General features: G+C 71.3%; 17 protein-coding genes and 1 tRNA gene. 8 read left to right on the top strand and 10 right to left on the bottom strand.

Going from position 1 to position 19,896, the window contains the following annotated elements; genetic code table 11:
* Positions 1–49: 49 nt before the first annotated feature.
* Positions 50–442 (bottom strand): helix-turn-helix transcriptional regulator, encoded by a 393-nt coding sequence (locus tag ACIQWR_RS15380; RefSeq protein WP_404008890.1) that lies wholly within the window; start codon positions 440–442, stop codon positions 50–52.
* Positions 443–585: 143 nt separating this feature from the next.
* Between ACIQWR_RS15380 and ACIQWR_RS15375 the strand changes: the two genes are divergently transcribed.
* The 4 genes from ACIQWR_RS15375 to ACIQWR_RS15360 all read left to right on the top strand — a co-directional run bounded on the left by ACIQWR_RS15375 (position 586) and on the right by ACIQWR_RS15360 (position 4,671).
* Positions 586–1,587, top strand: a complete 1,002-nt coding sequence (locus ACIQWR_RS15375; protein WP_404008887.1) for a glutathione S-transferase family protein — start codon at positions 586–588, stop codon at positions 1,585–1,587.
* A gap of 449 nt (positions 1,588–2,036) precedes the next feature.
* A complete protein-coding gene (locus tag ACIQWR_RS15370; protein WP_404008884.1) occupies positions 2,037–4,232 on the top strand; it encodes a catalase in 2,196 nt (731 codons plus the stop codon).
* 36 nt (positions 4,233–4,268) lie between these two features.
* Complete coding sequence (locus tag ACIQWR_RS15365; RefSeq protein ID WP_404008881.1) at positions 4,269–4,475, top strand: hypothetical protein; 207 nt, start codon at positions 4,269–4,271, stop codon at positions 4,473–4,475.
* Positions 4,476–4,583: 108 nt separating this feature from the next.
* Positions 4,584–4,671 (top strand) — tRNA-Leu (locus ACIQWR_RS15360).
* A gap of 81 nt (positions 4,672–4,752) precedes the next feature.
* Here the strand turns inward: ACIQWR_RS15360 and ACIQWR_RS15355 are convergent.
* Both ACIQWR_RS15355 and ACIQWR_RS15350 read right to left on the bottom strand, forming a co-directional pair.
* Positions 4,753–5,010 (bottom strand): DeoR family transcriptional regulator, encoded by a 258-nt coding sequence (locus ACIQWR_RS15355; protein WP_404008879.1) that lies wholly within the window; start codon positions 5,008–5,010, stop codon positions 4,753–4,755.
* On the bottom strand, positions 5,007–6,251 hold the full coding sequence (locus ACIQWR_RS15350) for a PTS transporter subunit EIIC (RefSeq protein WP_404008876.1): 1,245 nt from the start codon (positions 6,249–6,251) through the stop codon (positions 5,007–5,009). The genes ACIQWR_RS15355 and ACIQWR_RS15350 overlap by 4 nt, the downstream gene beginning before the upstream one ends.
* 260 nt (positions 6,252–6,511) lie before the next feature.
* Here ACIQWR_RS15350 and ACIQWR_RS15345 point away from each other — a divergent pair, with 260 nt between their 5' ends.
* The 3 genes from ACIQWR_RS15345 to ACIQWR_RS15335 all read left to right on the top strand — a co-directional run bounded on the left by ACIQWR_RS15345 (position 6,512) and on the right by ACIQWR_RS15335 (position 10,950).
* On the top strand, positions 6,512–7,309 hold the full coding sequence (locus ACIQWR_RS15345) for a GntR family transcriptional regulator (RefSeq protein WP_404008873.1): 798 nt from the start codon (positions 6,512–6,514) through the stop codon (positions 7,307–7,309).
* Between the two features lie 132 nt (positions 7,310–7,441).
* Entirely contained in the window at positions 7,442–9,901 is a 2,460-nt protein-coding gene (locus ACIQWR_RS15340) for a penicillin acylase family protein (protein ID WP_404008871.1), read from the top strand.
* A gap of 29 nt (positions 9,902–9,930) precedes the next feature.
* Entirely contained in the window at positions 9,931–10,950 is a 1,020-nt protein-coding gene (locus tag ACIQWR_RS15335; RefSeq protein WP_404008868.1) for an alpha/beta hydrolase, read from the top strand.
* Positions 10,951–10,969: 19 nt separating this feature from the next.
* Here ACIQWR_RS15335 and ACIQWR_RS15330 read toward each other — a convergent pair whose 3' ends face one another.
* Positions 10,970–12,130, bottom strand: a complete 1,161-nt coding sequence (locus ACIQWR_RS15330; RefSeq protein WP_404008865.1) for a BTAD domain-containing putative transcriptional regulator — start codon at positions 12,128–12,130, stop codon at positions 10,970–10,972.
* A gap of 197 nt (positions 12,131–12,327) precedes the next feature.
* Positions 12,328–13,533 (bottom strand): agmatine/peptidylarginine deiminase, encoded by a 1,206-nt coding sequence (locus ACIQWR_RS15325; RefSeq protein ID WP_404008862.1) that lies wholly within the window; start codon positions 13,531–13,533, stop codon positions 12,328–12,330.
* Between the two features lie 203 nt (positions 13,534–13,736).
* Here ACIQWR_RS15325 and ACIQWR_RS15320 point away from each other — a divergent pair, with 203 nt between their 5' ends.
* Positions 13,737–14,393 carry a TetR/AcrR family transcriptional regulator gene (locus ACIQWR_RS15320; RefSeq protein WP_404008859.1) on the top strand — a complete coding sequence of 219 codons (657 nt, stop codon included), beginning with the start codon at positions 13,737–13,739 and terminating at the stop codon, positions 14,391–14,393.
* 77 nt (positions 14,394–14,470) lie between these two features.
* Here the strand turns inward: ACIQWR_RS15320 and ACIQWR_RS15315 are convergent, their stop codons facing one another.
* From ACIQWR_RS15315 to ACIQWR_RS15295, 5 genes are all read right to left on the bottom strand, one after another.
* Complete coding sequence (locus ACIQWR_RS15315) at positions 14,471–15,280, bottom strand: ABC transporter ATP-binding protein (protein WP_404009367.1); 810 nt, start codon at positions 15,278–15,280, stop codon at positions 14,471–14,473.
* Between the two features lie 67 nt (positions 15,281–15,347).
* Positions 15,348–16,325 (bottom strand): ABC transporter ATP-binding protein, encoded by a 978-nt coding sequence (locus tag ACIQWR_RS15310; protein ID WP_404008856.1) that lies wholly within the window; start codon positions 16,323–16,325, stop codon positions 15,348–15,350.
* Positions 16,322–17,176: an ABC transporter permease gene (locus ACIQWR_RS15305; RefSeq protein WP_404008850.1), complete on the bottom strand. Its 855-nt coding sequence runs from the start codon at positions 17,174–17,176 to the stop codon at positions 16,322–16,324. Before ACIQWR_RS15305 ends, ACIQWR_RS15310 begins: the two co-directional genes overlap by 4 nt.
* The gene (locus tag ACIQWR_RS15300) at positions 17,173–18,132 is read right to left on the bottom strand and encodes an ABC transporter permease (protein ID WP_404008847.1); all 960 of its coding nucleotides are present in this window, start codon (positions 18,130–18,132) and stop codon (positions 17,173–17,175) included. The genes ACIQWR_RS15305 and ACIQWR_RS15300 overlap by 4 nt, the downstream gene beginning before the upstream one ends.
* Positions 18,129–19,799: an ABC transporter substrate-binding protein gene (locus ACIQWR_RS15295; protein WP_404008845.1), complete on the bottom strand. Its 1,671-nt coding sequence runs from the start codon at positions 19,797–19,799 to the stop codon at positions 18,129–18,131. Before ACIQWR_RS15295 ends, ACIQWR_RS15300 begins: the two co-directional genes overlap by 4 nt.
* Between the last annotated feature and the right edge of the window lie 97 nt (positions 19,800–19,896).

Below are 19,896 nucleotides of genomic sequence, written 5' to 3'. Positions count from 1 at the left end.
GTCGTGCGGATGGTGCGGGTGGTGCGGTCCGACCCGGAGGCGCCCGTGATCAGGTAGGTGGATCCGGCTCGTGGGGACCATCGCCGGAGTCGGAGTCGGAGTCGGAGTCCGATGCGGATACGGGTTCGGTGGCCGTCTCGTCCGGCGGTTCGAGGTCGACCAGCAGCTTCAGCAGGCTCCGGATCTCGTGATGGTGCTCGGCCGGGTGCCGGAAGAACGTGCCCGACGCGACCACGTAGTGGTTGCGCCGGCCCTTGCGCACCCGGGTGAGGTAGCCGGCGCTCTCCAGGTCGGTGACGATGGCCTGGGCGGCCCGTTCGGTCACTTCGCAGGCGGAGGCCATGTCCCGTACGCGGATCTCCGGATCGCGCAGGATCATCGCGAGGATCCGGGCGTGGTTGGTGATGAACGTCCAGTTGGTCCGAGGCTTGGCCGGCTCCATGTCTGAAATGGTACGACTTGCCCTTCCGGTTTCGCTAGACCGGAATCACCGTGCGGGAACGGTCGGCACGTGGGCGGCCGGGCGGCCAGGCGCTTGTCCGGCCCACCCTCGGGTAGACGCACGGCGACCTCGAAGGAGTGACCATGGGCAACGCGCACTACGGAACGCGGACGTTCGTCCGTTCCGACGCCTTCTTCGCGGACCGGATCACGGCGGACGGAAGGGACGGCTGGCCCGTCGAGGCCGGCCGCTACCGGTTGGTGGTGAGCCGCGCCTGTCCGTGGGCGAGCCGCGCGCTCGTCGTCCGCAGACTGCTGGGCCTGGAGGACGCCCTGTCGCTGGCCGTGGCCGACCCGATCCAGGACGACCGCAGCTGGCGGTTCACCTTGGACCCGGGTGGACGGGACCCCGTACTCGGCATCCGCTACCTCAGCGAGGCCTACGACGCCCGCGCGCCGGACCATCCCGGCGGTGTCAGCGTCCCCGCGATCGTGGACGTCCCGAGCGGCCGGCTGGTGACCAACGACTTCCAGCGCATCACCCTCGATCTCGCGACCGAGTGGCGCTCCTTGCACCGCGCCGGCGCCCCCGAGCTCTATCCGGAGCCGCTGCGCGAGGAGATCGACGACGTGATGGAGGGCATCTACCGGGACGTCAACAACGGGGTGTACCGGGCCGGTTTCGCTCACGAGCAGAGCGCGTACGAGGAGGCGTACGCGGCGCTGTTCAGGCGCCTGGGCCAGGTGTCCCGGCGGCTGGCGGACCGCCGCTACCTCGTGGGGGACCACATCACCGAAGCGGACGTCAGGCTGTTCACGACCCTGGTGCGCTTCGACGCCGTCTACCACGGCCACTTCAAGTGCAACCGGTCGAAACTGTCCGAGGATCCGGTGCTGTGGGCGTACGCCCGGGACCTGTACCAGACGCCCGGTTTCGGCGACACGGTCGACTTCGACCACATCAAGCGCCACTACTACCGGGTGCACAGCGGCATCAACCCGACCGGCATCGTGCCGGCGGGGCCCGACCCGTCGGGCTGGCAGACCCCGCACCACCGCGAGGGCCTGGGCGGCAGACCCTTCGGGGACACCGGGACACCGCCCGGGCCCGCACCCGCCGGCGAGGGGGTCGCAGAGCCCGCTTGAGACGGGCGGGCGGGTACGAGGGCCGGGCCCGGGGGCCGGCGCCGCGGCCGAGCGGTGGAGTCGTACGGGACGTCCCGAAAGGGCACGGCCGCAGGGGTTTCGAACCCTCGGCTGCGGCAAGGCGCCAGGCATGGTGCGCATCGAGTACGCGGTGATGACCGAGCGCGCGGGCCCCCGCGAGCCGGTGTCCCACCGGGTGGGAGCCGAGCAGGTCGGCTTCGACTCCTCCGTGGTCGCCGACCGTTCCTTCCGCTGCCCGTACCGCGCAGGCTGTGAGGAGAGGAAGCGGGAGCCCTGGCCGTCCACCGCGACCCGGCCGACCTGCTGGCGCACCTCCACACCAGCCCGTTCTCCCGCGTGGCCGTGGCTGCGTAACGCGGCACGCGAAGGGTGCGGGTCCGGCCGCTCGGCGGCGGACTTCCGCGTCCTCGACCATCGGAAGGGACATCATGGCGGCGAAGAAGGTGGCGAAGAAGGCTGCGAAGAAGGCGGCGAAGGCGAAGCCCACGACGGTGACCAAGCCCACCCCGAGGACCACGCCCGCGAAACGGAGTGCGGACAGCGCTCCTCGCGAGCCCCTGGCCCCCGAGCCCGACCAGCGGGGTCCCGACGCGCAGAGCCCCACGGGGCGGCCCACCGGAACGCCCGCAGCCTCGGTCGCGCAAGCGGGTGCGTACCTGACGACGGCCCAGGGCGCCCGGCTGTCCGACAGCGACCACTCCCTCAAGGCCGGCCCGCGGGGGCCCGTACTGATCCAGGACCACCAGCTCAGGGAGAGGATCACGCACTTCGACCACGAACGGATACCCGAGCGGGTGGTGCACGCGCGTGGGGCGGCCGCCCACGGGGTCTTCACCGGTTACGGGACCGCGGCGAAGGTCACGAAGGCGGCCTTCCTGGCGAAGGGCGTCGAGACCCCCGTCTTCGTGCGCTTCTCCACGGTCCTCGGCTCCCGGGGCTCGGCCGACTCGGTGCGCGACACCCGGGGCTTCGCGACGAAGTTCTTCACCGGTGGGGGCACCTTCGACCTCGTCGGCAACAACATGCCCGTCTTCTTCATCCAGGACGCCGTCAAGTTCCCTGACGTCATCCACGCGGGCAAGCCGCAGCCGGACCGGGAGATCCCACAGGCCCAGAGCGCCCACGACACCTTCTGGGACTTCGTGTCGCTGCACACCGAGGCCACCCACCACACCCTGTGGAACATGTCGGACCGGGGCATCCCGCGGTCCTACCGGATGATGGAGGGCTTCGGCGTCCACACCTTCCGCCTCGTCGACGCCGAGGGCACGACGACCCTCGTCAAGTTCCACTGGAAGCCGAAGCTGGGCGTGCACTCCCTGGTGTGGGAGGAGGCCCAGATCGCCGCCGGCACGGACCCGGACCTCCACCGCCGCGATCTCGCCGACGCCATCGAGGCCGGCGCCTTCCCCCAGTGGGAGCTGGGGATCCAGACCTTCCCCGACACCTCCGCGCAGACCTTCGAGGGCATCGACCTGCTGGACCCGACGAAACTGGTCCCCGAGGAGCTGGCCGAGGTCCGGCCGATCGGTCTGATGACCCTGAACGCCAACCCGCTGAACTACTTCGCCGAAACCGAACAGGTCGCCTTCCACCCCGGGCACCTGGTCCCCGGCATCGACGTCACCGACGACCCACTGCTGGCCGGCCGGCTCTTCTCCTACCTGGACACGCAGATCAGCCGCCTCGGAGGCCCGAACTTCGCCCAGATACCCGTCAACCGACCCCACGCGCCCGTCAACGACACGCACCGCGACGGCCTCCACCAGGACGCCGTGCACACCGGTGTCGCCCCGTACCGGCTCAACAGCCTCGGCGGTGGCTGCCCGTTCCTGGCCGGCGTCGACGAGGCCGCGTTCATCGAGGTGCCCACGGAGCTGGCGCCGTCCCGCAAGGTGCGCGCGGCCCCGGAGTCCTTCGACGACCACTTCGGTCAACCCAGGCTGTTCTGGCTCAGCATGACGCCCGTCGAACGCGCGCACACCGTCGCCGCCTACACCTTCGAGCTCGCCAACTGCCAGGAGCGGACCGTCAAGGAACGCGTCCTCACCGTCCTGGCCAACATCGACACCGAACTCTGCGCCCGGGTGGCCTCGGGACTGGGCCTGCCCGCCCCGGCGGCCACCGAGCCGCTCCGGGCGGTCGAACCCAGCCCCGCACTGTCCCAGCTCGGCTCCACCTGGCCGGTGGACGGCCGGGTCATCGGCATCGTCGCCGGTCCGGACAGCAAGGCGGCGCAGATCGCCGCGGCGCGCGAAGCCGTTCTCGCCGCAGGCATGGCGCCCCTGGTGATCGCCCCCACGGGCACCCTCCCGGGCAGGGGCAAGACCGCCGTGACCGTCCAGAAGACGTACGCCACCGCACGGTCCACCGCCTTCGACGCCCTGCTCGTCGCCGGGAGTCCCGCGGACAGCAGCGACCCTCGGGTCCTCCTGCTGCTGTCCGAGACGTTCCGCCACGCGAAGGCCATCGGCGCCGTGGCCGGAGCGGAGGGCGTGCTCACCGAGGCCGGTGTTCCGACCGGTGCCCCGGGCATCATCGTCGGCTCGAACGCAGCGACCACCGTGAAGGGCCTGGCCGAGCTGCTCGCCGAACACCGGGTCTGGGACCGCTTCCCCGCCTGACACGCACAAGGCCGCGACAACGATCAGGAGCAGAGGATGAACGAGAAGAAGCACCGCAAGCCCACCCCGCCGTCCGAAGCACCGGGCGAGAGCGGTGACCGCGAAGCCCGCCGGAAGGCCGAGGAAGCGGTCGTACCCGGCTCCCGCGGCGGCGACCCTGGCGATGGGCCGAGCCCCAAGCCCAACTCCAACCCCGATGCCGAGCGGCAAGCGGCCGAGCCGCGGGAGGAGCGGCGGGCGTGAGGAGTACGGACGGGAGGTGGATTCGTCGCCGAAATCCCTGGTCAGTGGAGCTGTGAGCCCTTGATAGAGTTGCCCATGTCGCCACGGGAAACCGCGGCCGACCACCTTGTCCGGGTGGCGGAATGGCAGACGCGCTAGCTTGAGGTGCTAGTGCCCTTTATCGGGCGTGGGGGTTCAAGTCCCCCCTCGGACACCACGGTCAAGTGACCGAATGGAGCCGGTCAAAGCGACACGATGTCGCTTTGACCGGCTCTGTTGTTGTACGTGGGGAGCGCGCTCACATGGTGGTGCGGGGTGCCACGGCTCCGCCGCGGACGCGGTGGAGGCTGCCCTGTGCGGCGAGGTCGCGCAGGTCGCGGTGGACCGTCATGCGGCTGACGGCGAGGCGCCGGACCAGGTCGGCGGTGTCGACGTGGCCGCGACGGACCACCTCGCCGACGACGAGCCGGCGTCGTGCGTCCCGACGGAGCTTGCCCGTCGCCAGGCTGATGTCTCCGGGGCGCCGGGACACGGGGTCGGTGGTCGTCGCCGTCATGACCGGGCCGTTTCCCGGGCCTGGTCGTCGGTGGGGTCCTCCTGGGGTTCGCGTCCGGGTGTGGGGAGGTCGAACTTGGTGATGACGAGGCGGAAGACCACGTAGTAGACGGCCGCGAAGCAGAGGCCCAAGGGGATGATCAGCCAGGGCTTCGTGGCGTGCGTCCAGTTCAGTGCGAAGTCGAACAGGCCGGCCGAGAAGGTGAACCCCGCCTTCACCCCGAGCGCCATCGTGAGGAACATCGACAGGCCGGTGAGGACGGCGTGGATGGCGTAGAGCGCCGGGGCGATGAACATGAAGGAGAATTCGAGCGGCTCCGTCACGCCGGTGATCATCGCGGTGAGGCCGATGGAGACCATCATGCCGGTGACGACCTTGCGGTTCTCGGGGCGGGCGCAGTGCGCGATGGCCAGGCCGGCCGCGGGCAGCGCGAACATCATGATCGGGTAGAAGCCGGTCATCCACATGCCGGCCGAGGGGTCGCCGGCCAGGAAGCGGGCGATGTCGCCGTGGACGGCGGCGCCGGTCGACGGGTCGGTGTAGGTGCCGAACTGGAACCAGCCGTAGGTGTTCAGCAGCATGTGCATGCCGATGGGGATGAGCATGCGGTTGATGAAGCCGAAGACGCCCGACCCGATGGCGCCGTTGTCGGAGAGCCAGCCCGCGAACGCGTTGAGGCCCTGGCCGACGGGCCCCCAGAGCGCACCGAAGGCGACGGCCATCAGCAGGCCGGCGAAGGACATGAGGATCGGGATGAGGCGGCGGCCGCTGAAGAAGCCGAGCCAATCGGGGAGCCGGGTGCGGTGGTACCGCTGCCACAGGACGGCGGCAGCGAGTCCGATCACGATGCCGCCGAGGACGCCCGGGTCCTGCGGCTTGCCGGTGATCGTGCTGGGGAAGGCTTCCAGCACCTTCGCGAACACGAGGTAGCCGGCCAGCGCCGCGAACGCGGTGGAGCCGTCGGCCTTCTTCGCGTATCCGATGGCCACGCCGACGCAGAACAACAACGGCAGGGCGCCCATCAGCGCGCCACCCGCGTTGTTGAAGACCTGCGCGACCTTGCCCCATCCGAGGCCGTTCGCGCCGAACACGTCCGGTTGGCCGAGGCGGACCATGATGCCGGCGGCGGGTAGTGCCGCCACCGGCAGTTGCAGGCTCCGGCCGATCTTCTGCATGCCCTTGATCAGGCCGGAGCCGCGCCTCCGGCCCGGAGCCTGCGCGGCGACGGTCGTCGTACTCATGTGACGGACCTCTTCCATCCTCTTATGCGCACCAGTTGTGTACCAAAACTAGACCAACGGGGTCTGCGGGGGGCTCGCGTCGAGCGCAGGAGGGACGTTCGCTGGAATTCAGGTGTCTTGGTGCACCTGGCCGAGGGGGCGAAGGCCTGCGAAGGGAAGGGCGAAAGTACTGCGGAGCGAGCTCCCGCCTCATCCTTCTGGTCTATTTTTGGGCGTTCCGGGAAAGCGGTACCGGGCCCCCGTTGCTGAATACTGAACCCGTGAACCAGCCCATCGACCTGAGCCCCGTGGTCCGCGACGGCTCCCGTGCCGTCCATGCGCAGGCCAAGGACTCCCTCGCCGCCGCCATCGCCGACGGGTCGTTCCCGGCGGGTTCGCGCTTGCCCGCCGAGCGCTACCTGTGCGAGCGCCTCGGCGTCAGCCGCGCCACGCTGCGCAAGGCCCTGCGCGCGCTGGAGGGCGAGGGGCTGGTCGGCTCGGCGGAACGCGCGGGATGGCACGTCACGGCGGCCGCCGCCGCTACCGCGCCGACCTTCGACCACACCTCCGACTCGGTGGGCGGGCTCCAGGACTACGGTCGTTCCCTGGGCTTCACCCCGACCGCCCGGGTGCTCGCCGCCCGCATGCGGCCGGCCGGCTTCGAGGAGGCGGAGCGGATGGGGATCCTGCCCGGGGCGGACGTCTTCGAGCTCGACCGGGTGCGGATGTTCAGCGACCTCGTCATGTGCCACTCGGTGAGCCTGGTGCCGGCGGAGCGGGCCGCGGGCCTGGCCGGGGTCGACTTCACCACGGCCTCGCTCTTCACGGAACTGACCCGGCGCGGCGTCACCCCCCGGCGCGCACGGTACGCCGTCCACGCCTCCCTCGTGCCGCCCGAGGAGGCGGGGCTCCTCGACCTCCCCGAGGGCGCGCCGGTGCTCCACACCGAGCAGCTGACCTTCGATCAGAGCGACCGCCCCTGCGAGTACAACCGCTCCGTGTACCGCGCCGACCGGTACCGCTTCTACGCCACCCTCGCGACCGGCGCCGCGGGCACGCCCGGCCCGACTCCCCTCTGACCGGCCCCGCTCTCCTCCCCTCCGGCCCCCCTCCCTCTCCCCGCGAGCGCCGGTGTCATCGGGATTTCATCGTGCCTCCTTAGCGTGGCCGCGTTCGGACGGGAGTGCGCAGCGCAGGGGAAGGACGGCTCGATGGCGCGGAGATTCAGGGCGAGGCTGCCGGTGGCGGCCGCGGTCGCGGTAGCGGTGATGAGCACGATGGCGGCCGCGGGCTCACCGGCTGCCGGGCACGCGCGGGCGGCGGGGCCGGACAAGCCGACGATCCGGTACACCGAGTACGGGATCCCGCACATCGTCGCCTCGAACTGGACGGGGCTGGGCACGGGGTACGGCTACGCGGCGGCCAAGGACAACATCTGCACGCTGGCCGGCACCTACCTGATGGTCAACGCCCAGCGGTCCCGCTACCTGGGCCCGGACGGCCGGGCGAGTCCCGGCGAGAACCAGAACGTCACCACCAACCTCAACAGCGACCTGTACTTCCAGCGGATCAACGACGACCGCGTGGTGGAGCGGCAGATCGACCGGCCCGCCCCCGACGGTCCGGAGCCCGAGGTCAAGGAGGCCATCCGCGGTTACGTCCAGGGGTACAACCGGTACCTGGCCGAGACCGGGGTGGACAACATCTCCGACCCGGCCTGCCGCGGGGCGGCCTGGGTGCGACCGATCACGGAGTTGGACGTCTACCGGCACGCGCACGCCGAGATCATCATGGGCAGCGCCGACCCCCTGCTGGACGGCGAGGTGAACGCGGCGCCGCCGGGAGCGGGGGCCGCGGCCGCCGCGCCGCGGGCCTCCTCGCCCGAGGAGACCGCGACGAAGATCCGCGACGCGCTGGCCGTCAGCCGGCAGCAGAGCATGGGGAGCAACGCCCTGGCGGTCGGTTCGCAGGGGGTGTCCGGGGGCACCGCCATGCTGCTGGCCAACCCGCACTTCCCCTGGCAGGGCAAGAACCGGATGTGGCAGAGCCAGCTGACGATCCCGGGGCAGCTGAACGTCTCCGGGGCCAGCCTGCTCGGCTTCCCCGCGGTGAACATCGGGCACAACGACGACGTCGCCTGGAGCCACACGGTCGCCACGGTGGCGCCCTTCGGGCTGTTCGACGTACAGGTCGACCCGTTCAACCCGACGAAGTACCTGGTCGACGGCGCCTGGCAGTCGATGACCTCGCAGCAGGTCGGCGTCGACGTGCTGAAGGCGGACGGCTCCCTCGGCAAGGTCACCAGGACCCTGTGGTCCACCCGGTACGGCCCGATCACCACCTCCATCCTGGGCACCCCGCTGCCCTGGGTGGTCAGCGCGCACGCGGTGCGCGACGCGAACATGGGCAACCTGCGGGCGCTGAACACCTGGTTCCACCTCGACCAGGCCAAGGACGTGGGCGAGGTGGTGAACACGCTGGAGACCACCGAGGGCGTCCCCTTCTTCAACACCGTCGCCGCCGACCGCAAGGGCAAGGCGCTCTACGCGGACATCCAGGCCACCCCGAACATCACCGACGCGCACGCGCAGTCGTGCCTCACCGAGACCGGGAAGCTCCTGTTCAACCAGGTGCTACGGCTGCCGAACGTACCGCCCGTCTCGATCTTCGACGGCAAGCGCGGCGCCTGCGCCTGGCCCGACGACCCGAACGCGGTGGCGCCGGGGCTGCTGGACCCGCACAAGCAGCCGCGCCTGATCCGGTCCGACTTCGTGGGCAACGCCAACGACAGCGCCTGGCTGGCCAATCCGGAGCAACCGCTGGCCTTCCCCCGGGTGATGGGCGACACGGCGGCGCCGCGTTCGCTGCGCACCCAGGAGCTGATCCTGACCGCGCAGAACCGGATCAACGGCACCGACGGCCTGCCCGGCAGGGGCTTCACGCCGGAGAACATGCGGCAGCTGCTCTTCGCCGACAACAGCAGGGCGGCCGACCTGGCCCTCGACGCCACGGTGCGGATGTGCCAGGGTCTCCCCTTCGGGCTCGTCCTGGTGGACGGCAACCTCGTCAACGTCAGCGAGGCGTGTCCGATCCTGGCGGCCTGGAAGGACCACGACTTCACGGCGGGCAGCCGGGGTTCGTGGCTGTTCGAGAACTACTGGGCGTTTCTGCTGAACGGCCAGTCGATCGAGAAGCTGCCGTGGCGGGTCCCCTTCGACCCCAAGGACCCGGTGCACACGCCGAATTCGCTCGATTCCGGAAGCTCCGCCGTCCGTGACGCCTTCGGTCGCGCGGTCCTCGCGCTGCGCAATGCGGGAATTGCGCTGAACGCGCCGCTGTCGGACGTCCAGAAGATCACCCGCAACGGCGAGTCGATCCCGATCCACGGCTCGATATCGGAGGTGGGCGTGCTGAACGTGGTCACCCCCGGCCGGGTCGACGGAAAGCTCGACATCACCTTCGGGTCCAGCTTCATCCAGCAGGTGAGCTTCACCGCCGACGGGCCGCCGCGGGCGTCCTCGGTACTGGCGTACTCACAGTCGGCCAACCCGAACTCACCGCACTACGCGGACCAGACCAAGCTCTTCTCGGCGGGCCGGTGGGTGACCGAACGCTTCACCGAGGACGACATCGCGGCCTCGCCGGAGCTGGAGATCAAGGTCCTGAACTGAACACGAACGATCTCACGAAGGAGCGTGCTGTGACGAGGACATCGATCCGATGGCGCCTGTGGGTGGCCCTGATGGTCGCGGTGGTGGGATGGGCGGTGCCGGCGGGAACGGCGCAGGCCGCCGACGGCGCCGAGCCGCCGAGGATGACGGACGGCTTCGGCCTGACCCAGGTCGACACCACGGTCGGCGGCGCCACCAACTTCTACATCACCGTGACCACGCCCGAGGTCTCGGGCAAGCACCACATCAAGATCATCCTGCCGAGCGGTTACTACGACGCCCCGGCCAAGCGCTACCCGGTGCTGTACTTCCTGCACGGTTCGCCCGACGACCCGATCCAGCAGAACTATCCGGCGCTGACCACCTCGAACGAGATGATCACCGTCATCCCGGACGGCGGTGCCCGCGGTTGGTACGCCAACTGGCTCAACCAGCGGACCGCGGCCGGTGCTCAGAACTGGGAGAACTTCCACCTCAAGCAGGTGATCCCCTTCATCGACGCGAACCTGCGCACCATCGCCGCCAAGAAGTCGCGCGCCGTCGCGGGCGTCTCCATGGGCGGGTTCGGGGCCCTGCACTACGCCCAGGTCCGGCCCGACCTGTTCGCCCAGACCGCTTCCCTGTCGGGTGACATCGACCTGTCGGTGAAGTCCATGGACCTGCGGTTGGCCGTCGTCGCCTCCCTCGTCGCCTACGAGCCCGGTGTCGACAGTGACGCCGCTTTCGGCTCGCCCTACCCCATCTTCAACGCCGACTGGCGGTTCAACGAGGTCGATCCCGGCCAGCACATGGACAGGCTCGCCGGAGTCGGGGTCTCCATCTACGTCGGCAACGGCGGCGGTTCGCCCGGCGATCTGGAGTTCTGGGTCGAGGGCGCGGCCAAGCACGCCAAGGAGGCCCTGGACGCCCGGGGCATTCCCTACTACTACGTCGACTACGGCGACGGTTCCGCGTGGGGCACCCAGTGCAACGGCGGCCACAACGCGGGCTGTTGGGAGCAGGACCTGCGGGACCTGATCCCCAGGCTGGAACGGGCCTTCGCCGCCTGACCGTTCGGCGCCCGACCGTTCAGCGCAGGGACCTGGTGGGGGCGAGGGCGACCTCGTCCCCGCGCAGGATCGACTCGTAGGTCCGCCGCAGCATCCGGCTCGGCGGAACTCCGAGGTCCTCGGCCAGCCGGCGGCGGGTGCGGTCGAACGCGGTCACCGCATCGGCCCGTCGGCCGGTGCGGTACAGCGCGCGCATCAGCATCGCGGCCACCGGTTCGTCGAGCGGATGCGCCGCGGACAGGGCGAACAGCTCGGCGATGGCCTCGGAGTGCCGGCCCAGCCGCTGCTGCCACTGCGACTTGCGCTGCGCGAGCGCGATCCGGCGCTCGGTGAGCCGCAGCCGCTCCAGCTCAGCGAGCGGCCCGGGCAGGCCGGCCAGGGGCTCGCCGCGGAAGAGGTCCAGCGCCCGGGAGCACAGGCGTACCGCCTCGGCCGGTTCGCCCGCACGGTCCGCCGCCTCGACCTCCGCGACCAGTTCCTCCATGCGGACGACGTCCACGTCGACCGCGCCCGGGACCAGCCGGTAGCCGCCCCGGTCGTGCGCGATGACCGGGTCCGGGCCGTCGGGGCCGTCGAGGTCCTCCCGGCCCGGGGGGTCGCCCCCGAGGCGCAGGGTCTTGCGCAGCCGGTAGACGTACACCGGCACCACGTTCGTGACCGGCGGCTCCGTCCCCCAGACGCCGTCGCGCAGTTCCCGCTGGCTCAGGGTCCGCCCGGCGCACAGGGCCAGCGCCGCCAGCACGGCTTGTTGGCGCAGGTGTCCCAGGTCCAGCGGCCGTCCGTCGTGCCAGGCCTGCAAGGGGCCGAGTACGCAGATCCGCACCCTCGGTCCGACCGCCCGGGCGCCGCCCGGCCGTGCTCCCCGTGCCGCCGCGCCGACCGTCCGGGTACGGGGACCGAGGCCGGGAAGGACCAGGCCGCGGTCGAAGGCGTGGACGATGGCGGCGGCCCGGTCGCGCAGCCCGCACTTGACCAGGATCCGCGCCAGGTGCCCGGCCACGGCGTGCTCGGGGATGGCGAGGGCGGCGGCGATCTCGTCGTCCCGCAGCCCGCAACCCACCCGCCGGAGCACCTCGCGCTCCAGGGCCACCAGCGCGGGGGCGGGGGCACGGTCGGAGGCGGGCGGCCGGCTTCCGGCGACGGCGGTTGCGACGGCGGTGGCGGTGGCGTTCGGCTGCATCGCTGCTCCCCGGGCTCCGGGCTGGTCTCTCTGGCGGACGCCGTCGACAAGGTAGTGGCGGGAGCGCGGGACGAGCCTCCGGAACGATCCGGAGTGACACGCGCGAAGGCCCCCCGACGGTTCGCCGGGGGGCCTTCGCAAGAGAAGGGAGGAGGGGGAGGAGGGGAGAAGGCAGGAGGGGGAGGAGGGGGGGAGGGTTACGGGACGGGCTGCTGCTGGGTGACGCAGTGGATCCCGCCGCCGCCCCCGCCGAGGCTGTCGATGTTCAGCTGCTCGACGACCCGGCCGGGGAAGGCGCGCTGGAGGGTGGTCTTGGCCGCGGCGTCCGCGCCGCTGTCGCCGAACTGGGGCGCTATGACGGCGCCGTTGCACACGTAGTAGTTGGCGTAGGCGCCCACGAAGTCGGGGTTGGTGGACCGGATCTTGTTGTAGTCGGGGCCCTGGAGCTTGGTGACCGCGACCGGGTGGCCCTGGGCGTTGGTGGTGGAGGAGAGGATCTGGTACTGCTGGCGCGCGTCGTTCGACCAGGCGTCGGTGTCGCTCGCCAACGGCATCTGGACCAGCCCGGCCCCCTCCGCGAGGAAGCGCGAAGTGGCGTCGACGTGGTCGTCGGTGATGTCCCGGCCGAGCACCCCCTTGAACCAGACGACCTTCGAGGCGCCGAAGGCGCTGCACATGGCCGCCTCGATCTGGGCCTGGGAGAGGTTCGGATTGCGGTCCGGGTTGATGATGCTGCTGCGCGTGGCCATGAGCGTGCCCGCGCCGTCGGTCTCGACCGCGCCGCCCTCGCCGATGAAGGCGGCCGTGCTGAAGGAGGCTCCGACGTAGGCCGCGATCCGACCGGCGACGAGGGCGTCCTTGGCGTGGGTCTGCTGGTTGCCCCAGCCGTTGAAGTTCAGGCCCACCGCGTCGAGGCCGCCCGCGCCGTTGGTGCGGAACACCGGACCGCTGTCGCGCATCCAGCAGTCGTCGACGGGGATCGTGGTGATCACGGTGACGGCCGATCCGCAGGCGCTGCGGGCCTTCGCGGCGGAGGCGGAGTTGGCGCACATGATCACGGGCTCGTACTTCGCGACGGTCTTGGCGATCAGTGCGATGTTCGCCTGGACGCCGGAGAGCGAACGGCCCCAGATGGCCGAGCTGTCGGGCCAGGCCATCCAGGTCCGGGTGTGCCGGACGGTGTCGATCGGGACGGCGAAGCCCCCGGCGGCGGAGGCTCCCGCGACGGCGTTGCCCCGGAGTGCGGGACGGACGGCCGCGAAGGCCTCCCCGCCGACCGCGGCCAGCGCGGCCCCGGCGGCCGTGAGGCCGGCCGCGGTCAGGAAGCCCCTGCGGTCCAGCGTCCGACGGGAGGTTCCCCGGGTCGCCCCGGGCCCTTCCTGCGTTCCAGCGTGGTCGTTCATTTCTGACCTCCGGTCAGCCTGGGCGGATCGCGCTCCGCCGATGGGCGGGAACGTATTACTGACCGAGCGCTCGGTCAATAATTTTGGATACGTGCATGACGAACCATGATGAAGAGGAGCATCCCGGCCGGAAACGGCGAGGATCACGGCCCCAGTTGATCGCCAAACCCGTGCCGCGCACCCGCAGTCGTTACAGTGACCGCGTGGCAGCAGCAGCTCAGGACGATCACCCCGGTACGCCCGAACCCCGCCCGGCCGACGCGAAGACCAGCAGGTCCCGCACCTCGGCGAAGGGCGCGCAGACCCGCGCGAAACTGATCGCCGCGGCCCGGACCCTCCTCGCGGGCGAGGGGTTCGCACGCTTCAGCACCCGCAACGTCGCCGCGCTCTGCGGGATCTCGCACGGGATGTGCCACTACCACTTCCACGACCGCACCGACCTGATCGTCGCGGTCGTCGAAGACATCCGGGGCGAGTGGATCACCCCGATGGAGCTCGCGGTCGACGCCCCCGGCTCCTTCGCCGAGCGCGCCGAGCGGGTCGTCGTACGGTTGAACCGGCCGGAGGGCCCGGACCTCTCCCGGCTGCACTCCGCGCTCCACTGGTTCGCGCTGAACGACGAGCGGGTCCGGGTCGCCCTGGACGCCGAGTACCAGCGGTGGCGGGACTGCTTCGTCCGACTGTTCCGGGTGCTCTCCGAGGAGCACGGCGGCGGCGTCGACCCGGTTCCGCTCGGCACGGCGCTCGCCGCCGCGGCCGACGGCCTGGCCGCGATCCAGTCACTGGACTCCCGGGTCGAGGCCGAGGCGGCCGTACGGGCACTGGTCGACGGCCTGACCGCGGTGGCCCTGCGCCCCTGACGGCAGCCCCACGACCGAGCCCACGACCCAGCCCACGACCAAGCCCCCCGAACGCCGCCCTCCTTAGCGCGCGCCCCTCACAAGGCGCGCCGGGCCGCCGCGATCCGCCGCGGATCCCAGCCGGGCCGGGGGACGGACTCCAACAGCAGCCGCGTGTAGGGGTGCTGGGGGTCGGCGAGCACCTGCGCCGTCGGACCCGCCTCGACGATCCGGCCGCGACGCATCACGATGACGTCGTCGGTCACGCAGCGCACCACGCCCAGGTCGTGCGTGATGAACAGGTACCCGATCCCGGTCTCCGCGCGGATGTCGAAGAGCAGGTTGAGGATCTGCGCCTGCACCGACACGTCCAGCGCGGCCACCGCCTCGTCGAGGACGAGGACGGCCGGTTCGACGGCCAGCGCCCGGGCGATGGCCACCCGTTGGCGCTGTCCACCGGACAGCTGCCGGGGCAACGCGTCCGCCTCCCGCGCGCCGAGGCCGACCTGCTCCAACAGTTCGGCGATCCGCCGTGCGTGGTCCGTACCGGGGAAGTGCAACCGCAGGGTCTCGCGGAGCGCACCGCCCACGGTGGTGCGCGGATCGAGGGAGAGGAAGGGGTCCTGGAAGACCATCTGCACCTCGCGGGCCCGGGCCAGCCGGGCGGCCGCGCCGCGCCGGTGGCCGCCGCGGTCCCGGCCGTTGATCAGCACGCGCCCGCCGTCCGCACGCTCCAGGCCCACGACGATCCGGGCGGTCGTCGTCTTGCCCGACCCCGATTCCCCGACGATGCCCAGCGACCGGCCCGCGGCCAGGGTGAACGACACGTCGTCCACGGCCTGCACGCCCCCGTAGGCCCGGCGCAGGTCCACGACCTCCAGGACGTGTCCGTCGGTGTTCCCGCTCATCGGCGGCTCTCCTTTCGGGTCGGGTGCCGCGGCGCCCTGCGCCGCCGTCACCACCTCCACCACCGTCTCAGCCATGACCGACCTTTCCCGCGAGCTGCTCGCTGTGGTGGCAGGACGTGCCGCGGTCCGGCTCACCGGCGACCGGCAGCAGGGCCGGCGCCCGCTCGGTGCACACCTCGGTGGCGTACGCGCAGCGCGCGGCGAAGGGGCAACCGGTCAGCTCCTCGCGCAGACCGGGCGGCCGGCCCTCGATGGCGGCGAGCCGCCCCTGCGGTGCGTCCAGGCGCGGGGTGGAGTCGAGCAGCGCCGCCGTGTACGGGTGGCGGGGCGAGGCGAACAGTGCCTCCGCGGGTCCGGTCTCCACGATCCGGCCCGCGTACATCACGTAGACCCGGTCGCTGATCGCGGCGGCGAGCCCGAGGTCGTGGGTGACGAAGAGCAGCCCCGTCCCGAAGCGTTCGCGCAGGTCGCCCAGGAGCGAGACGACTTCGGCCTGGGAGGTGACGTCGAGGGCGGTGGTCGGTTCGTCGGCGAGGATCAGCGCCGGGTCGCCCATCAGAGCGGCCGCGATCATGACCCGTTGCAGCATGCCGCCGGAGAGTTGGCCGGGGTACTTGCGCATCAGGTCGGCCGTGAGGCCGACGGCGTCCAGCATCGTGACCGCCCGCTCCTCGGCGGCCCGCTTGGGCATCCTGGCGGTGAGCCGCAGGCTCTCGGTCAGGAAGTCGCCGACGCGGCGCATCGGGTTGATGGCGGCCCGCGGGTCCTGGAAGATCATCGCCACCGTGCTGGTGCGCAGGGCGCGCAGCCTGCCGGAGGACATCGTGAGGACGTCGTCGCCGACGACGCGCACGGACCCTTCCGTGCGGGCGCCCGGGGGCAGCAGCCGCAGCACGCTGCGCGAGGTGAGCGTCTTGCCGGAGCCGGACTCGCCGACCAGGGCCACGGTCTCGCGTACGCCCACGGTCAGGTCGACGCCGTCGAGCACCGGCCTCGCGGTGTTCGGCAGGTGCAGCCGCAGCCCCTGGATGTCGAGGGTGTTCATCGGTCCCTCCTGGCGACCTTGTCGGCCCAGCGCTCGCCGACGACGTTGAAGGCGACCACCGTCAGCACGATGGTCACGCAGGGGATGATCGCGGAGAGCGGGTAGCCGGACTGGATGGCCGGGTTGCCGTCGAAGACCATGCGGCCCCAGTCGGGGGTGAGGGCGGGCACGCCCAGTCCCAGGAAGGAGAGGCCGGCGAGGTCGATGAGGGCGTAGCCGAAGTTGACCGTCGACTGCGCGAGGACCACCGGCGCGACGGCGGGGACGACGTGGCGCAGACAGATCTGGAGCCCCGAGTGGCCCTGCACCTGATAGGCCTCCACGTACGGCCGGGTGCGTTCCGCGAGCACGAGGGAACGGGTGAGCCGGCTGACGTAGGGGAGGTAGGCGATGGCCAGGGCGATGACGGGGGCGAGCAGCCCCTCGCCGTAGACCGAGACGATCAGGATGGCCAGCAGCATGCCCGGGAAGGCGAAGACCAGCTCGGTGCTGCGGGACAGGACGGAGTCCAGCCAGCCCCCGCGCCAGGCGGCGGCCGTACCGATGGCGACGCCCACGACGGTGGAGAAGAAGACCACCCCGAGCGGTCCGAGGAGCGAGGTACGGGCCCCCAGCACCAGCCGCGAGAAGGTGTCGCGACCGGACGCGTCCACCCCGAGGAGGTGGTCGGCGGAGGGGCCGGCGAGGGCGTTGCCCAGGTCGACGGCGTTGGGGTCGTACGGGGCGATCCAGGGGGCGAGCACCGCGAGGCAGACGACGACGGCGACGAAGCCCAGGCAGAGCAGGGAGAGCGGGGCCCGGCTGGTCCGGATCCGGGCCAGGCCCGGGCGGCGGATCAAGGTGGTGGTCATGCGGCGGACCTCCCGGGACCGAGGGAGACCCGGGGATCGACCAGCGGGTGGATCAGGTCGACGAGGAGGTTCACCGTCATGAACAGCCCGACCATGATGAGGGAGATGGCCTGCACGGTGGGGAAGTCCTTGGTGGTGGTGGAGAGTTCGAGGAGCTGGCCGATGCCGCCCACGCTGAACGCCGTCTCCACCAGGACGGTGCAGACGAGCAGGGTGGAGACGATGAGCCCGCCGGTGGTGAGCACGGTGCCCAGGGCGTTGCGGAACACGTGCCGCCGGATGACCTGCCCCTCGGACACGCCGCGGCTGCGGGCGACCGTGACGTGCTCCTGCCCGAGCACGTCGAGCATCGAGGCGCGGGTGACGCGGGCGAGCATGCCGATCAGGTAGAGGGCGAGCGCGATCGCGGGCAGCGTCAGGTGCCAGAGCATGTCGAGCGGGCCGTCGCCGCTGCCTCCGGTGGGGAACCAGTGCAGCTTCACCGCGAACAGGCCCTGGAGCAGGACCGCCGCGACGAACGACGGGGTGCCGATGGCGAAGGTGGTCGTGACCAGGATCGTCGCGTCGGCGCCACCGCCGCGCACCGCGCCGATCCAGCCGAGCAGCAGCCCGAGGACCACGACGAGCACCAGTGCCATGGAGATCAGCAGCAGGGTGTTGGGCAGCCGGTCGGCCAGCAGTCGGGACACGTCCGTGCGGTAGGTGATCGAGCGGCCGAAGTCGCCGTGCAGCACCTGGCCGAGCCAGCGGACGTACTGCTCGGCGAACGGGTCGTCCAGGTGGTACTGCGCGTTGATCGCCTTCAGCGTCTCCGGGGAGGCCGAGCGACCGCCCAGCAGGAAGCTGGCCGGGTTGCCCGGTGCCAGGTACATGGCGCCGAAGATCACGAAGGAGGCGCAGAGCAGCGTGGCCGCCATTTCGGCCAGCCGTCGTGCGGCGAATCTGAGGAAGCTCATCGCGCGGCCGCCCCGACGTCGGCCGCCCACGGGTAGTAGAGGTAGGAGATGGTGGTCGGCGCCCCGGTGATCCGCTTGTTGAGGAAGACCGCGGTGGGCCACTCGGCGACGGGGATCCACAGCAGCTGGTCGGCCGCCTTCTTCTGCAGCTCGGCGGCGGTCGTCATGCGCTCGGCCGGGTCGTAGAGGGACTTGGCCTTGTCGACGAGGGCGTCGTAGGCCGGGTCGCTGTAGCCCGCGTAGTTCTGGTAGGCCCCGGTCTGGAAGTTGCTCAGCAGGTCCATCGGGTCGGTGACGGAGTCGTAGTACGTCTCGGGGAACATGTCGATGCCCTCGCGCGCCGCGGGGTCGGTGAACAGCGCGGTGAAGGCGTTCGGGGCGATCGTCTTGAGCTGGACCTTCAGCCCGATCCGGGTGCCCGCGTCCTGGACCGCGGTCGCCAGCAGCGAGACGTCCTGCCCGATCGAGCTCGTGGCCATGACCACCGTCTTGCCGGTGGCGCCCGCCTCCTCGATCAGCCGCTTCGCGGCCTCGACGTTCTGGTCGGGCGAGGGGAGGCCGGCGAAGGCGGAGTCGCGGACCTTCTCGGGGGCCGCGGCCCAGACGGCCTTGGTGGTGAGCGAGGAGGTGGGGGTGCCCGCGCCGCCGAGGCCCGCCTTGACGAAGCCGGGGCGGTCCAGGGCCAGGGAGAGCGCGCGCCGGACGCGGACGTCGCCGAGCGCTCCCTTCATGTTGGTCATGTTGACGTTGACCGTGCTGAGGCCCTCGCCGAAGTAGAGCGTCCCGGCCCCGCTCTTGCTCAGTCGGTCGTAGCTCTCGGTGGGGATCAGGTAGCCGCCGTCCGCCTCGCCGTTCAGCAGCGCGTTCGTCCGGGCGGACGGGTCGGTGAGGAAGGTGAAGACGGCCTTGGCCGACTTGGCCTTGGTGCCCCAGTAGCCGTCGAAGCGCTGGAGCTCGATCGACTGGCCCTTGTTCCAGGTGCCCAGCTTGAAGGGGCCGGTGCAGTCCAGGCTGCCGGAGGTGCCGTAGTCCTTGCCCGCCTTCTCCACCCCGGCGCGGGAGGCCACGACGCCGGCGGCGGTGGCCATGTACTGCGGGAACATGGCGTCGGGCTGCTTGAGCTTGACCGTCACCTGGAGCGGACCGGTCTTGGTCACGCTCTCGACGTTGACGAACTCGCTGTTCCAGGCCGCGCCGTTGTCCGGGTTCATCTGACGGCCGAGGCTGAACACGACGTCGTCGGCGCTCATCACCCCGCCGTCGTGGAAGTGCACCCCGGCGCGCAGGTCGTACACCCAGGTCTTCGGATCGGGGTTGGTGGCCTTCTCGGCCAGCCCCGGGGCCGTGGTGAGCTGCGGGGTCCACCGCATCAGGCTCTCGCAGACGTTCGACAGGATCGTGTTCTGCGGGTAGTCGAAGGCCGAGATGTAGTCCAGCGTGGGCGGCTCGGCGTACACGGCCCAGGTGAAGGAGTCCAGCGGTCCGGCGGCGGCCGGCGTGCCGGCGGAGAGCTTGTACGGGGCGGCCGCCGCGGCGCCGCCGTTCTTCGGCGGACCCGAACAGGCGGTGACGAGGGCGAGCGCGGCGAGCGCCGCGATGGGGAGCGCGGAGCGGCTGCGCGGGAACCTGCGGGCGCTGGACCGGGGCAGGGGTCGGGACCGGGACATCGGTGCTCTCTCTTCCATGCTCAACGGGGGAGGTGGCGGCTGGGCCGACGGTTGGGCGCGCTGCGGGCCGCAGGCGTGCGGGCCCGGACGCGGGGGA

The sequence above is a fragment of the Streptomyces sp. NPDC098789 genome, assembly GCF_044759975.1.
GTDB lineage: Bacteria > Actinomycetota > Actinomycetes > Streptomycetales > Streptomycetaceae > Streptomyces.
Note: the sequence above shows the minus strand (reverse complement) of the source record. Positions and strands in the feature narration are given on the sequence as shown.